Origin of the sequence: Pseudoalteromonas sp. MB41, assembly GCF_020966275.1 — a bacterium.
GTDB classification, from domain to species: Bacteria; Pseudomonadota; Gammaproteobacteria; order Enterobacterales; family Alteromonadaceae; genus Pseudoalteromonas; species Pseudoalteromonas lipolytica.
On sequence record NZ_JAJJZF010000001.1, the window covers coordinates 643,426 to 656,838 of the forward strand.

At 39.9% G+C, this 13,413-nt stretch carries 9 protein-coding genes; 1 reads left to right on the top strand and 8 read right to left on the bottom strand.

Annotation, left to right across the window (positions count from 1 at the left end):
* Nucleotides 1-322: 322 nt before the first annotated feature.
* The 4 genes from LPA49_RS02915 to LPA49_RS02930 form a co-directional block, all read right to left on the bottom strand.
* Nucleotides 323-910, bottom strand: coding sequence for an ACP phosphodiesterase (locus LPA49_RS02915; protein ID WP_230235515.1), 588 nt, complete (start codon nucleotides 908-910; stop codon nucleotides 323-325).
* A 231-nt stretch (nucleotides 911-1,141) separates the two neighbouring features.
* On the bottom strand, nucleotides 1,142-1,888 hold the full coding sequence (locus LPA49_RS02920) for a CPBP family glutamic-type intramembrane protease (RefSeq protein WP_182395288.1): 747 nt from the start codon (nucleotides 1,886-1,888) through the stop codon (nucleotides 1,142-1,144).
* Between the two features lie 270 nt (nucleotides 1,889-2,158).
* On the bottom strand, nucleotides 2,159-3,244 hold the full coding sequence (locus LPA49_RS02925; RefSeq protein ID WP_230235518.1) for a DUF4785 family protein: 1,086 nt from the start codon (nucleotides 3,242-3,244) through the stop codon (nucleotides 2,159-2,161).
* Between the two features lie 10 nt (nucleotides 3,245-3,254).
* Nucleotides 3,255-4,121 carry a hypothetical protein gene (locus tag LPA49_RS02930; RefSeq protein WP_230235521.1) on the bottom strand — a complete coding sequence of 289 codons (867 nt, stop codon included), beginning with the start codon at nucleotides 4,119-4,121 and terminating at the stop codon, nucleotides 3,255-3,257.
* 361 nt (nucleotides 4,122-4,482) lie between these two features.
* On the opposite strand from LPA49_RS02930, the gene LPA49_RS02935 reads away from it, so the two are divergent.
* Complete coding sequence (locus LPA49_RS02935) at nucleotides 4,483-5,172, top strand: alpha/beta fold hydrolase (protein ID WP_036966687.1); 690 nt, start codon at nucleotides 4,483-4,485, stop codon at nucleotides 5,170-5,172.
* 148 nt (nucleotides 5,173-5,320) lie between these two features.
* On the opposite strand, the gene LPA49_RS02940 is transcribed toward LPA49_RS02935, so the two are convergent.
* The 4 genes from LPA49_RS02940 to LPA49_RS02955 form a co-directional block, all read right to left on the bottom strand.
* Nucleotides 5,321-6,910 (bottom strand): Na/Pi cotransporter family protein, encoded by a 1,590-nt coding sequence (locus LPA49_RS02940; RefSeq protein WP_036966685.1) that lies wholly within the window; start codon nucleotides 6,908-6,910, stop codon nucleotides 5,321-5,323.
* A gap of 404 nt (nucleotides 6,911-7,314) precedes the next feature.
* Nucleotides 7,315-8,865, bottom strand: a complete 1,551-nt coding sequence (locus LPA49_RS02945) for an alkaline phosphatase D family protein (protein WP_065978634.1) — start codon at nucleotides 8,863-8,865, stop codon at nucleotides 7,315-7,317.
* 275 nt (nucleotides 8,866-9,140) lie between these two features.
* On the bottom strand, nucleotides 9,141-10,163 hold the full coding sequence (gene arsB / locus LPA49_RS02950) for an ACR3 family arsenite efflux transporter (RefSeq protein ID WP_118844520.1): 1,023 nt from the start codon (nucleotides 10,161-10,163) through the stop codon (nucleotides 9,141-9,143).
* Nucleotides 10,164-10,279: 116 nt separating this feature from the next.
* Nucleotides 10,280-13,330: a DEAD/DEAH box helicase gene (locus LPA49_RS02955; RefSeq protein ID WP_180311027.1), complete on the bottom strand. Its 3,051-nt coding sequence runs from the start codon at nucleotides 13,328-13,330 to the stop codon at nucleotides 10,280-10,282.
* Between the last annotated feature and the right edge of the window lie 83 nt (nucleotides 13,331-13,413).

Here is a 13,413-nt window from a genome sequence, read left to right on the forward strand (position 1 = left end):
ATAGTGTCAATAAAACCCATAAGATACTGCGTTGAGTGAAGGTAAACTTACAGGCAAAGGCATGTTTATGAGTATAAAAACAACAACCATTATCATTTAGATAGATAATAACTAAACATAATAAAAAGCGCCACCCCCCTTCCATATAAATATTACAAAAGTATTGAATGACTAAATTAAGGGGGTTGTGAGGACTAACGAGTGAATTTTTAAAAACCTTTCGCACATCGCAATTTTACAGCAACGATTAAGCAACAGGCCATTGTAATCTTGGCATAACTGGCTTTCGTCGTGGGGGTTTTAATTCGGTATTTATAGTTGCTTACAGCTTTTCAATCGCCTGCTGTCTCACATGTTCAACCAATTCAGGGAAGAAAGCTAAAAACACGGCGTCTAAATCATGGTAATGACGGGCGATGTCTTCAGCTGCACCCGCAAAGTTATTAGCAAAGCGAATGCGTCGTGCAATGTTATCGAGCGCAAGACCTACTCCATCGAGAGTTTCGTACTCTTTAAACCAGTCATTTTCAGTCATGCTTTTTACAACATGCTGCATACGCAAAGGCATCATGGCGCGTCGCGCATTTAAAAGCGAATAACTCATGTGTTTAAAGTCATGCAATGGTTGGCTATTAAAACGCGACCAATGTTGAATTAAAAAATGATCAAACGCCACATCAAGTGCAACACTGGCAAAGCGTTTACGTGCAGGTGAAAAGTACTGTTTGGCCTCTTTAACGAGTGGATGCGTATCAGTAAATTTATCAACGAGGTAGTGATTTTCAAGGCCAAACTTAACGGGCTTAGGTAACTGTGCCAAATGCCTACGCCCACCAAAATCTCCCAGCAGATTGCCAAAATGCGAATCAGCTGTTGGTTTTGCTAAATAAAGATGAGCCAAGTAATTCAACGTATTCTCTAAGATAATGTGTTTGTGACAGTTTAAAAGATAACAGGCTGTAGAATCTAGAGTGAAGGCTAAACGTTAAAGCCACAAAATGCGGATTAAGACTCTTTGGCGCTAAATAAATTTCACGGCTACAAAAAGCATCCTAAATCACGGTTAACCCTAAAAGAGGCTTAACCGTGAATGGTTAAAGTAACGCGCCCAGCGCCTATAAACACAGTAATCTCGTTGCGGCTACACTAACTGCCCAACTAAGTTCACCGAATTATGCGCCAAAATAGGAAATACAAGGCTGCCTGTACGCTCTCTTAACCACAGTAAAATAAAACCATAGGTGCTCGTTAATGCGATTCTAAAGGTAGAAAAAAACCATTCTCCCTCGCTATACATGACCCCATGCGCTAAACCAAATAGTAAAACCAACAGTAAACCAGCAACATTTATTGGCGCACCCAGCAAGTTAAAACGCGTTGATATGACTGCTAAAGAAAAACAAAACAATAATACCCCTCTAAACATAGGCTCTTCATCAAATCCGGGGATGACTGCTTGATACAGTAATGTTTCAAGATCATAGTTAGGATCGCTTCCTAAAATCAGGGTGATAACTACCTGCAAAATAATAAACAAACCCATCATCATAAACGCAGGTTCAATAGAGCCTTCATTTTGCTTAAAGGTAAAACCAGCCTCTTTAATTTTAAAGTCTTTTTTAAAGCGAATTAAAGCAAGTAATACACCCCCCCAGAGGATAATGGCGGCTATTTTTCCTGACCAATTCCACCTAAGATCTGAGAACAATACGTCGAGTGGAATAATCGCTTTACCATTAAACAAGGCGAAGCAATAACAAATAAAAATGACTAATGATATGCATAACCAACGAGGGCTAATGGTCACTTTTTTAAGTAACGTTAAGAGCAAAACAATGAAAGCTATAAAGCCAATATTGGCCAAAACTGCTAAATAAATACCTGGCATTCCCTTTCCTTAGTAAAATTGTCAGTCCCACATTTTTATGTCCAAATTTTATCTTAAACATAAAAGGCGCATTATTAAACAGATATTTAGCCCTTTAGTGCGAAATAAATTTCACGACTTCAAGTAACTTAAAATACTTTGATACAGCTGAAATGGCTTTAGTCATTAAGAGGTGTAATCAACTTACTTAGGGGGTCATTTGCTAATAGCTCAGCCTTAAGGCACAAAAAAGCCAGTTTATGCACCGGCTTACAAATTGGTTAGTTGTGTTTATTGCCCCTGTGCAAACTTTAACATTCGCGTTTGGTCGGTAAGTTCAATATCCACCAGCTCAAACGGGGCTTTAGCAGCTTTTGAAACAGAAAATGGCATCATAAATTGATCATAGTTGTCTATTTGCTTAGCCACTTCTACTGTTGCTAGTTTTACGCGTTCGCCCTTATCGCCTTTACCGGTTAAAGTGGCACGAATAGCGTAACGTCCAGAGTCAGTAACTTGCACAGGCACCCATGCTTGGTACTGGTTGTTGCCAAGTGCCGTAACTTTAGCCTTATCCATAGTAATGGTTTGCGAACTGTTCACAAACGGCATTTTTATAGAGCGCTTTACAGTTTGCCCATTTACTTTTGTTTCGACATTCGCCTCAAGCTCATAATAGCCATTTGCTGCACCGAGGGTTTCAAGCGGGTATGTGAAAACTGCCTCACCATTTTCATAGCGTACATCAAGTTGCTCGCCTTCAGGGCTGTATAAGCTAAGTTGCACCTCGTTATCTTTAACGCGCTTTTGCCCCATACTCAACTGCATGCCTACGCGCTGCTGCTGGTCGTTTACTTTAAATTGCGTTTTGGCATGTAAGGCGTTACGCGAGCCTTTTTCAATAACATGTACTAAGTAGGTGTCGTTGTCGTTAAGCGCTTGGCTTGTTTTTAACATTGCCTTAGCGTTAACTTGGCCAAGCTTAAGGCCAACACTGCCATCAGTAAAACCGGCATTTTGCATTTGCTCACGCGCCGCAATAGCGTGCATTGGCAGCTGTTGCGCATTGGCATCACTCACTGAAAACTTATCGAGCTGCAAGCCGCGAGGTTTAAACACTTCACCGCTCTCAAAACGCGCTTTAGGGGCGATACGAATAAAATGTTCCGCTTGGTTCACAAACACCGGTACACCGCGCTTTAGCTCTTTGCCTGACACGCGTTGCCAATACTCTACGCTGTCTTTTTCAAGCATTTGTAACTGCGCTACAGACGCCGATTGAACCTCAGGAAATTGATAAACGGTTTGCTCATTTGCATTTGCCGCAGAGCTCACAAGCAGTATTGCAGCACATATTTTGCTTAAATTATTGATCATTGTCTGGCTCCTAAATTCGATTTTTAATCATGTCTGGCAAGCCAAAACAATTGCGACGACTTTGCTGGTGGCTTAAAGGCTCACTGCCTTTCGTGTGTGATTTATCTGTAAACCACACCACCCCCGCTAGCGACTGAGAGCTACAATTTAAAAAACCATCTGAACAGCTGTCTAACCAATTTTGTGTCACTTCAAGTGCCACTTGATTTTGGTATCCGCCGCAATAACTATCGCTATCCCACACAGCCGAATCAACATCACTGCCGACAACCGTTTCAAAACGAGATGGTAAACTTGGGCGGTTTGGTGTGCCGTACAACCACTGAGCGTTATACGATGCCATCCACGATACTTGTTGTTGTTTTACTGCATCGTTGCCATAGCCCAGTAACCACCCTAAGCTTTGCTCAAACGAGTTGCCCGCAACAACCGCATCAGCCAACGGCGTGCCACCACTTGATGGAGCCAGTGCAATGGTGCGCGTTACTTTATTAATAATATTTGGAAAACGGCTGTCCCATGTCGGGTTCGATAAAATCCAACGCACCACATTGCCACCGTTAGAATGAGTGATCAGTGTTAAGTCAGTAATATTTTTATTATTTATAAATGTGGTTAGCTGCCCAGCTAAACAGCCCGCGGCTCCATCGGCCCACATATACTGCTCAAAGTCACAATTGATCACCGTGTAGTTACTGGTGTTTGGTAAACCTTGGCGTACCGTATTAACAAAACTGCCTGTCCAATAGTCGTTATATGCATCTGTTTGCTGGCCTGTGCCGTGAACAAATGCAACCCCTTGCGCCGCAAACGCGCTGTGGCTCATACCCGCGGCCAGTACTAATGCCGGCACTAGTGAGAGTGTTTTTATTTTCATGTGTGTTCCTGTTGATTGTAATTATATCTATCAGGTTGGAGGAGTGACCTCCGATCAGAAAATAGACTAAACAGGTACGATTGCAAGAAAATATTTACAATTATTTAACTTTAGTGTTGTTTTTAAGTACAAATTATTAGGTTTTGGGAGAGAGGTTAGCGGTTAGCGGTTAGCGGTTAGCGGTTAGCGATTAGCGGTTAGCGATTAGCGGTTAGCGATTAGCGGTTAGCGGTTAGCGGTTAGCAAAATAAAAAATCATGCATTGCATATTACGAAATAGTGCTGCTGCACGAAAGTACTATATCCAGCCCTGTTTAAATTTCATACGTTGTAAAATAATTGTTAAACAGGAGAACACTCAATGAAACGCCTACTCACTTTATTTACCCTCTGCTTGGGTATGTGTACAACTGCTTTTGCAGCATGTAGAGATAATGTGGTACTGGTGCATGGCAACACTGCATCCCCCTCTAGCTGGAACAACACCATCAATGAATTAAAACGAAAAGGGTATGCTAGTAGTGAAATTTTCACCCCAGATTGGGGCTCAAAATCTTGCGCTAGTTGCAATGATCACAATGGCAGTGAAGAAACACCAGTACGCAACGCCATTCTTACGGCTATTAACCAATCATGCACAGGTCAAATTGATATTATTGGTCATTCAATGGGGGTCACACTGGCCGCACAACAAATTTATAAATTAGGCATGGCAGCATACGTTGATACCTTCGTTGGTGTAGCCGGTGCAGCTCGCGGCTTATTAAGCTGCGGCGTTTACCCGTACAACGTGTGGAATAGTACATGTGGTTACTATGGTTTGTCGGTGGGTAGCCCCTTACTCAACAGTATTTATGGCGAGGCATTGGGCGACAAAGTGTATTCTATAAAGAGTTACTCTGATCAAATCGTATGCTCAACGGGCACATGTTATGTGTACGGTATACACAGCAGCCGTTTATGGAATGAAAACGCCACTTACACTTATGTTTTAGGGCATTTTGGTTTGCAAACCGACACCTATGTAAAACAAGTAAGCTTAATTCAATAAAGCCAGATTCAAGCGTACAGAATATGCGCTCCGTACGCTTGAATACCCGCACTGTCAGCTTACTGATCAAAACACCTAAAGCAATTAATACATACCCAAACATATGTCATTTATCAATTCACTCAACACAGCTTGAGTCATGTTTACACTATAATTCGGCATTTTTATGTGAATACATTTTATGTAAGTTCAATAGTTTATCTTTAAGTCGTTGCGAGTAAGTCACAAAATTTGTCAGCGCGCCAGCGTCTTTTCTATTGGTATCGGCAAGCAGCATTAACAACTTTCGCTGCGCTTGATTAAGGTGCAATTGCAGTGACTTCGCTGCTTTTTCTATTTCATCATTTTTAGGTTGTTCAAGGTGCTCACTCGTATGGGTAAACAGGGTAAGCGTATCGCTCGAAAGTTCGCGGATCAAAATCAATATATCGCTTTTTAGCTCAATAAATTGCTCATTCATAATGCGTTTGCTTTCAAACAGATCGATGATGGAGTCGTGAATTTGAAACAAATAATCAAAGCGATTAATTTGCAGCATTAATTCTCGTGACTGCTCTTCATCATTGATTTTACTAACAATAGTCGTGAAATAAGTAATGTATTCCTTTTCAACAAAACTGGCATATTCCAAGCGCTTTTGCGCGGTGTCTTGAATACCCTTAAAGTTTGTTTCTAGGCTAAGCGTGACTTGGTTGTAATTCTCTTTCAAAAAGTTAAGCAGTTGTTGGTTCCCCGACTCCAGTTTATCAACAACGTGCTGAAACTCTTCATCTTCTTGGTAGGTAGGTAACTCAAGACGTTCAAAATCCATTTTGCCTTCGCCAAGCAGAAAATCCACAAATCGCGTAAAAGGATTAAGAAAAAGAATAAAAACCAAGCTGGCAACCACATTAAAAATAAAATGAATATTCGCCAACGCAATTGCTGGCTCCATCTTGATTTCACTTAACTTATTACCAAACAGTAAAATGAAAGGCAGAAACAACAGCACCCCACCCACATTAAACAAAAAGTGACTAAGCGCGGCTTTTTTCGCGGCGATATCCATGCCAAACACCGCAATCATGGCTGTAGCCGTGGTGCCAATGTTCGCGCCCATAATAAGTGGCACGGCATTCTCAAGCCCCAAAATACCTTGTTGTGTAAATACGATTGCCAACCCCGTTGTTACCGAGCTCGACTGCACCATAGCAGTAAATACACAGCCCACTAAAATCGCGATAAGCGGATTTTGCGGCTGCGTTAAAATTTCAATTAATGCGGGGTTATTTTGCAGCGGCGCAAGTGACGAAGAAATCAGGTTAAGGCTAAAAAACACAAAGCCGAAATAGAAAATAGCCTTTCCAAATATTGAAAAACGGTTACGAGTCAGCGACAGAAAAAAGCCAATAATAATGATCACAGGGGCAAACACAGTTAGCTTAAAAGCCACCAGCTGAGCTGTGATGGTGGTGCCCACGTTCGAACCGAAGATAATACCAACACTGTTTTTAAACGTTAACACCCCGGCATTTACCAGGCTAATAGTGATCACCGAAGTTGCAGAGCTCGATTGAATAAAAGCCGTCACCACCGCACCAATTAACACCCCTAAAATAGGAATATTCGTTGCGCGACTTAACGACTTACGAAAGTGCTCGCCAGATATATTCTCGATCTCCCGAGAAAAGTTCTCGAGACCAAAAATAAAAAGAATAATGGCGGTAAGCCCAGCCATGGCTATAGTAAGATTTTCCATTCGCTTATAACGTACTGATATTATTAATCAACATCGATACAAAAAAGTATAGATTTGAGTACCTTATAGCGCAATGATCGAAAACAAACTAACTGGTTTTAGGAGCGAGTTGCAAGGAACGAGATTCGAGTCGTAGGAGGCGTTTTAACGCCGAACAAAAAAGGAGATATTAGATATCAGTCGTTAGAAGTCAGATGAAAAACACAAGTTAGCGAGTTGCGAGTAGACATCGCGTGAAATAAATTTCACGCCTACGGTGCTAGGTGCTAGGTGCTAGGTGCTAGGTGCTAGGTGCTAGGTGCTAGGTGCTAGGTGCTAGGTGCTAGGTGCTAACAGCATAGTGTTGGTTTAGGATTGGTAAAGGAGTTAGAGAAAAAGAAAGGCCTGACCCCTTGGTTTTTGTGTTACCTAAAGTCCAATATGATATTTTTAAGTACTTTGCTATAGTCCTTTCCCCTTCGAAACTCAATCGAAACTTGATTTTTGCCATCTACCTTCTCAACACTTACTATCGCAAAGTTATTACGTTTAAATATTTTGGGCTTACCAAAGGCCGTTTTAATCACACTTTCTGAATGATATTTGGAAAACGTGGCATTACCATCTTCAACATGGTCTGCCCTCGCTTTCTTTGCTAATAATTTGCCCCAGTCAAAATGATCTTCTTGCAAGCCCAAAACAAACCAATGAAAGGCAGAAGATATGACATTAAATACTTTAAAATCTGGATCATCTTCATGAGTCAATTGAGCAGCGGCTGAAATATGCACGTCACCTGATAAAAACACTACTTGAGGGCGTTCATCAAGTGTTCGAATATAATCGAGTAACTCTACACGCTGCTTTGCGGCTAAGAACCATTTATCTTCAGGAGTGCCTAGTTTACCTCTGGTATCAGGAAATACGGGAATAGAACTAGCAATAAATTTAACGTTACCACTGCCATCACTTAGCCATGAACACAACTCAGTATATTGAGCATCACTCAAGATTTTCGGTTCAGTGGTGTGTTCAGCTTCATATTTTTTAGATCTTACTTCACTATCACCGCGCACATCTAGAAAGAAAAAGTCACTGTTGCTATGAGTAAACTTGTACCAATACTTTTTGCGGTTTTCGGTTGGATGGAAGGGGAAATTTTGTTGGATAAACTGTTCAGGGTCTTCAATTAGGTTAGAGAAGGCAGCTTGGTGTGCCTCATATGCCCTAAGGCCATATTTAAGAGTATTTTTATTGAACTGCTGATTAACTTTATTTTCGTCTTCTTTGAATTTACCTAATGACCAATCATTTTGTATTTCATGGTCGTCCATCATCATATAGCAAGGTAGTTGCCGAGTGACTTTGTTAAACATGTATAAACCAAACGCTTCGCTATATTCTTTGAAATAGTCTTCAATTTTAGGTCTAAATTGATACTTATCTAAAATATGCGCATGGTCGATGTATATTTGATCACCTAACATAAACAACATGGTTGGTCTTAGTTCTTCGTCAATTTCATCAAGGTAAGCATATATATTGTCGAATGTCTCCTCGCCTTTATTGCCGAGGTTGTCACGGCATGACCCCATAATAAATCGAGTAGTAGCATTATTTTCGTCTGGAAAAGTCGTTATTTGTCCATTTAAATCTGGAGTCTTTTCAGCTCCCCAAACCAGCTTATCTTCTTCAATTGCTTGATTTAGTTCAGCCAACGTATCGCAGATTACATAGCCGACTTCGTAAATGTAGGTCGTATTAGCTTCTAGCGACAAAATATCAACAATGCCCATATCATTGTAATAGGCACTGAAATGAAAAGTCTGAATGGGGAAAAACTGAGGTGATTCCGATTCTCTAACTCGAATAACACCAATACAACTATCAGCATTTAAACAACTACCACCAACACGAAAACTTGACGATGTAGTGTGCCCAACAATTGGACCAATCAATAAAGGTTTAACGAGCATCGCATATCCTTGCTTATATTTCTTATGTTCAAATAATAGGCAAGGTTATATTATTTCTCCAGACATTAATTCTCAATAATTCCGTTAAATAGAGAAAATTCATACTCTGCCCTAGTAAACTAACTACAAAAACAAACCTTTTAACGCATTGTAAATTAACATGATTATCAAGAATTTCACGGTTAATACGGAGGTCTTTCTTTTTGACTTTACTCTAACTCCTCCGCGCAAAATAAATTTCACGTTTACAGTCTAGTTTAGGCGCTAAATCTCTATTATTCGGTAAACCAATGTTTAGTTTTATTCACAATAGCTACAAGAGAAAGCATAACGGGTACTTCAACAAGCACGCCAACCACCGTTGCTAATGCCGCACCAGAATGTAAGCCAAAAAGAGAAATTGCTACTGCTACCGCCAACTCAAAGAAATTTGAAGTGCCAATTAAACAAGCAGGCGCTGCAATATTGTGTTTAAGCTTAAGTTTTACCGCAATAAAGTAAGCAATAATGAAAATGCCGTAGGTTTGAAGAATTAATGGAATAGCAATTAATACAATATTTAAAGGTTGCTCAATAATTGTATTCGCCTGAAAACCAAATAAAAGTACCACGGTTGCCAACAAGCCAATTACAGAAAACGGCTTTAACTTATCCAACAAGCCAGCAATAGACGCTTCGTCTCGCCCTGAACGATTAATACTTTTTCGTGTAAGTACACCCGCGATTAAAGGCAATAACACGTACAACACGACAGATATAAACAAGGTGCCACACGGTACATGAATATCTGTCACACCGAGTAATAAACCAGCAATAGGAGCAAAAGCAAAAATCATGATGATATCGTTTACCGACACTTGCACTAAGGTGTAATTAGCATCGCCCTTTGTTAATTGCGACCACACAAACACCATCGCCGTACAAGGGGCTACTCCCAGTAAAATCATACCCGCAATATATTCTTGAGCCGTTTCTGGTGAAACAAAGTCGGCAAACAATCCTTCGAAAAATAGCCACCCTAATGCAGCCATAGAGAACGGCTTAATAAGCCAATTAATCACCAAGGTTAATACCAGACCTTGCGGGTTTTTACCGACCTCTTTAATGGTTGAAAAGTCGACCTGCACCATCATTGGGTAAATCATCACCCAAATAAAAACAGCAACAACCACGTTGACATGTGCAACTTCGAGCTTTGCAATCGCTTCAAACAAAGGCGGATAAACAATGCCTAACGCAACCCCTGCGGCAATAGATATCGCGACCCATACAGATAAATAGCGCTCAAAGATTCCCATACTTACACTCCCTAGTTACAGTAGCTCGCCATTCGAGTTATGGCGTTTTACCCAGCATATTTTATAAAGCTAACTCATGTTCATTGAAGGTCATACTCCTTAAATCTTACTTATAGCTATGGTGAAACAAACACTTTCAACTCAACATCATTATTGTGAGCTGTTGCTAACCAACTGTTTAATAATTGAAAAGCTTGTAAGGTTTCGCCATTGGCCTCTGAGCCTAACTTTAATTGCTGCTCAAAATGTTCGGCAGAAAAACCATTAGCAACAACAACCCAAATCTCTTTTTTTACTGCTGTTGAGCGCCTTCTTGCGGCAACTGTACTCCACAGCTCATCTAATTTTTCTAACCTTTCCTGCTCATTTTGAGCAGTAAACCTAGCACCTTGGAAAATTCTAATTCTCTCAGGAATGTTTGGGTTATCATTCGGTCTAGGCCATGCCGTATACAAACTATTCCAGTTTGAAGGTTTTAAATTAACATCACTACTAATAAGCATTTCGATATTTTTTATGGCTTGAGACCCAACTTCAGCAAGAGCTCCTGCTGATGATCGGGGGGTTATTGCACTGCGACATTTAACATGAACGAATGCTAACTTGTTTTTTGACGATACAATAAAGTCAGCAGGTTCGGTTCCCATATCAGTGTTAATCAGCAAGTCTGCATCGGGTATGTAAGGAGCAAATGGACCTAGTTCGTTTTTTGTTGGGTTGGCTAAGCCATTAGCTTTCAATTGATCCACTAAATAGAAAATCGAATCACTGCTAAAGCCTCCATCAACAACCTGAAGAACACCATTTTGATACCCTTTCTCATCTAAATTTTCACCAGTAAGAGATTCAAGTCCAATAACAACATTGGCAAGGTTGGAATCAACTAATTCAAAACTCTCAGCAACAGGAAGCGTTAATTGATAGAACTTACCATTTGAAAAACTTACGCCATCAGCTAGAAGAGCTTTGTGTAGGTGCTTGTTAAGAAAGTCAGTTATCTCTTGGTATTCCTCACCTTCAAGTGAATATAGTATTTCCGCTTCTGACACAATTTCTAGATACGGTTCTTCTTGCTTAAAGTTTGCTAAAACTCTACTTTCTTCAATACCATCAATAAGCAAAGCGCCGTTGTCATAAATTAAATAGATAAAAGAGTTGTCAAGTAAATAGGATTCCCCGTCTATCAAAATACTTATTGGGGACACTAACCCTGTAAAAAAATCAAAAATTAAACTTTGAACCTCAAAACTTTTATTCACAGGTATTGGTTTTGCATATGAATGAACCAAAGCATTATTTATATCAATATTAGCAGATATAACGTTATCGATACCGATAAGCCAATCATTAAGGTCATCCAAAGTAAACGATGACTCTTTTTGATCTGAGATTCGTCCAGAATCAGCACCTACATAATAACTACCTTTCTTTTTATTGAATTGGTCATAGGTATCACAACGCATTGTGGCTAACCGATATGAAGCATTAGCTTGCATGTCAGCCATTTGCTCTAAGTTACGTCCTTTTACCGCGATGCTTTCAGGACGTTTTCTAGCAGAACTAATCGATTTACTACTCGCTTCTTTCGTTGAGGCTGATTCACCTAATGACATTACCTTAAGCAGTTTATCTAGAGATACCGCAGAGCCGAGTTTTAAATCTTTCTCACCATTAAACCTGCGGCCTCGGCTATCATAAATTGCAACAATATTGTTCGAGAGCTGTTTGCATAATGTTATTTCAAGTGAAGGCTCAAAGAAAAACTGATCTGTTAAAAACCGAGACTTATTGAACGCAATTGATATAACACCATGAATACCAGACTCTGTAGAAAATGTTCTCGCGAGTTCACCTGCATTATTACATCGCCAATATAGATGATCTGATAAAAGTTGAACGTTGAATCCCTGCGACTGATTCAAAAAACAAATTGATGCTGTTGGGATATTAAGAGAACTTTTCGGCTCGAAAGTATTAAGATCAAACTTACTTACAAATCGGTTTCCGTAATAACTCACATCAGGAAACGCCTCTAGGTAACGCTCAACCAACTTGTTGCTGTCTAATGATGCTATGAATTTTTTAACTGACTCGGTGGTATTAAGTGAACGGTCAAATCTTCGGTAGTTTTGCCACATTTGGCTATTTGCATCGTTTTCAATTTCCAAAATCTTAGGTTCAATATCACCATACAGACGAACTACTCTTCCGATGGTTTGAACTAGTTCGCGACCACTATTAACTGCATAGGCCAAAACCAATAACTTAGCTTCGGGAATATCGACCCCTTCATCCAGTTTTCGCTGGTGAATAATAACTTGATAATCAGAACCTTTAAGATTCGCTGGCACGGAAACTTTTACATTATCTCGTTCATCTTTAGTAAATTGTTCATGTATTGCTAACACCGAAAAGCCATCATTTAGCAAATCGTAGTAGCTTTTTATATCTTCGAACTTTTCACATTTGATAATGCACTTTGTTCCATCATTAGCCTTTAAGAATTCTGTGATTGTTCCGCTTAACTCAGATAAAGCAATTGACTCAAAAGTTGGTTCTTTTAAAACACCATCTGCAAGTGCTCTCTCAAAGGTATAAATATAACTAGCGTCTTCGGTAACATCGAATTGATACAAGTCATTCCTGTACGGAGTAGCAGTTATAACAACTTTATGAGCTTTAATACCACGTACCAAGGTGCTCCATACTGGAGAAGGTTCGGCGTGCCCTTCATCAATAATAATAAGATCAATATTTTGCTTTAGCAGCTCAAGCTGAGCATTATCGAAAGTTTGTAGTTTCTGGAAGGTTGATACATAAACGCCGTTTTTAGAGGTATCGTTCACATCACTATAAACTGTCTTTAGCTTGATGACCTCACCTTCAACACGATCCCTAAAGAACTTTCCATTTATTTCTTTAAAGAGTTGATCACACACAGCGCGTCGATGACATAATACCAACACTCGTTTTTGGGTTGCTTTGTGAGAGATAATACCTATTACACCTGACTTACCAGCACCTGTTGGCAAGCTAATAAGGCAAGAGTTCGCATTTTCATTTAACGGCTTTTTCAAGTAACTTAACGCCGTTTGAATACTTTCTTGCTGGCAGTATCTTAGACTTTGCCACAAATCTTCATTAACGATGAAACCACTAACATTCATTGAAACGTCCTTGTTGTTATTTTTAAATTCCAACTATTTAAACTCATAAAGTCAATAACCGTTCAAATTAATCAAGCTTTGCT

Excerpts from the sequence above, each read along its gene's own strand:
- LPA49_RS02925 (WP_230235518.1), bottom strand. The coding sequence starts at position 3,244 with ATGATCAATAATTTAAGCAAAATATGTGCTGCAATACTGCTTGTGAGC.
- LPA49_RS02920 (WP_182395288.1), bottom strand. The coding sequence starts at position 1,888 with ATGCCAGGTATTTATTTAGCAGTTTTGGCCAATATTGGCTTTATAGCT.
- LPA49_RS02930 (WP_230235521.1), bottom strand. The coding sequence starts at position 4,121 with ATGAAAATAAAAACACTCTCACTAGTGCCGGCATTAGTACTGGCCGCG.
- arsB (WP_118844520.1), bottom strand. The coding sequence starts at position 10,163 with ATGGGAATCTTTGAGCGCTATTTATCTGTATGGGTCGCGATATCTATT.
- LPA49_RS02940 (WP_036966685.1), bottom strand. The coding sequence starts at position 6,910 with ATGGAAAATCTTACTATAGCCATGGCTGGGCTTACCGCCATTATTCTT.
- LPA49_RS02955 (WP_180311027.1), bottom strand. The coding sequence starts at position 13,330 with ATGAATGTTAGTGGTTTCATCGTTAATGAAGATTTGTGGCAAAGTCTA.
- LPA49_RS02935 (WP_036966687.1), top strand. The coding sequence starts at position 4,483 with ATGAAACGCCTACTCACTTTATTTACCCTCTGCTTGGGTATGTGTACA.
- LPA49_RS02945 (WP_065978634.1), bottom strand. The coding sequence starts at position 8,865 with ATGCTCGTTAAACCTTTATTGATTGGTCCAATTGTTGGGCACACTACA.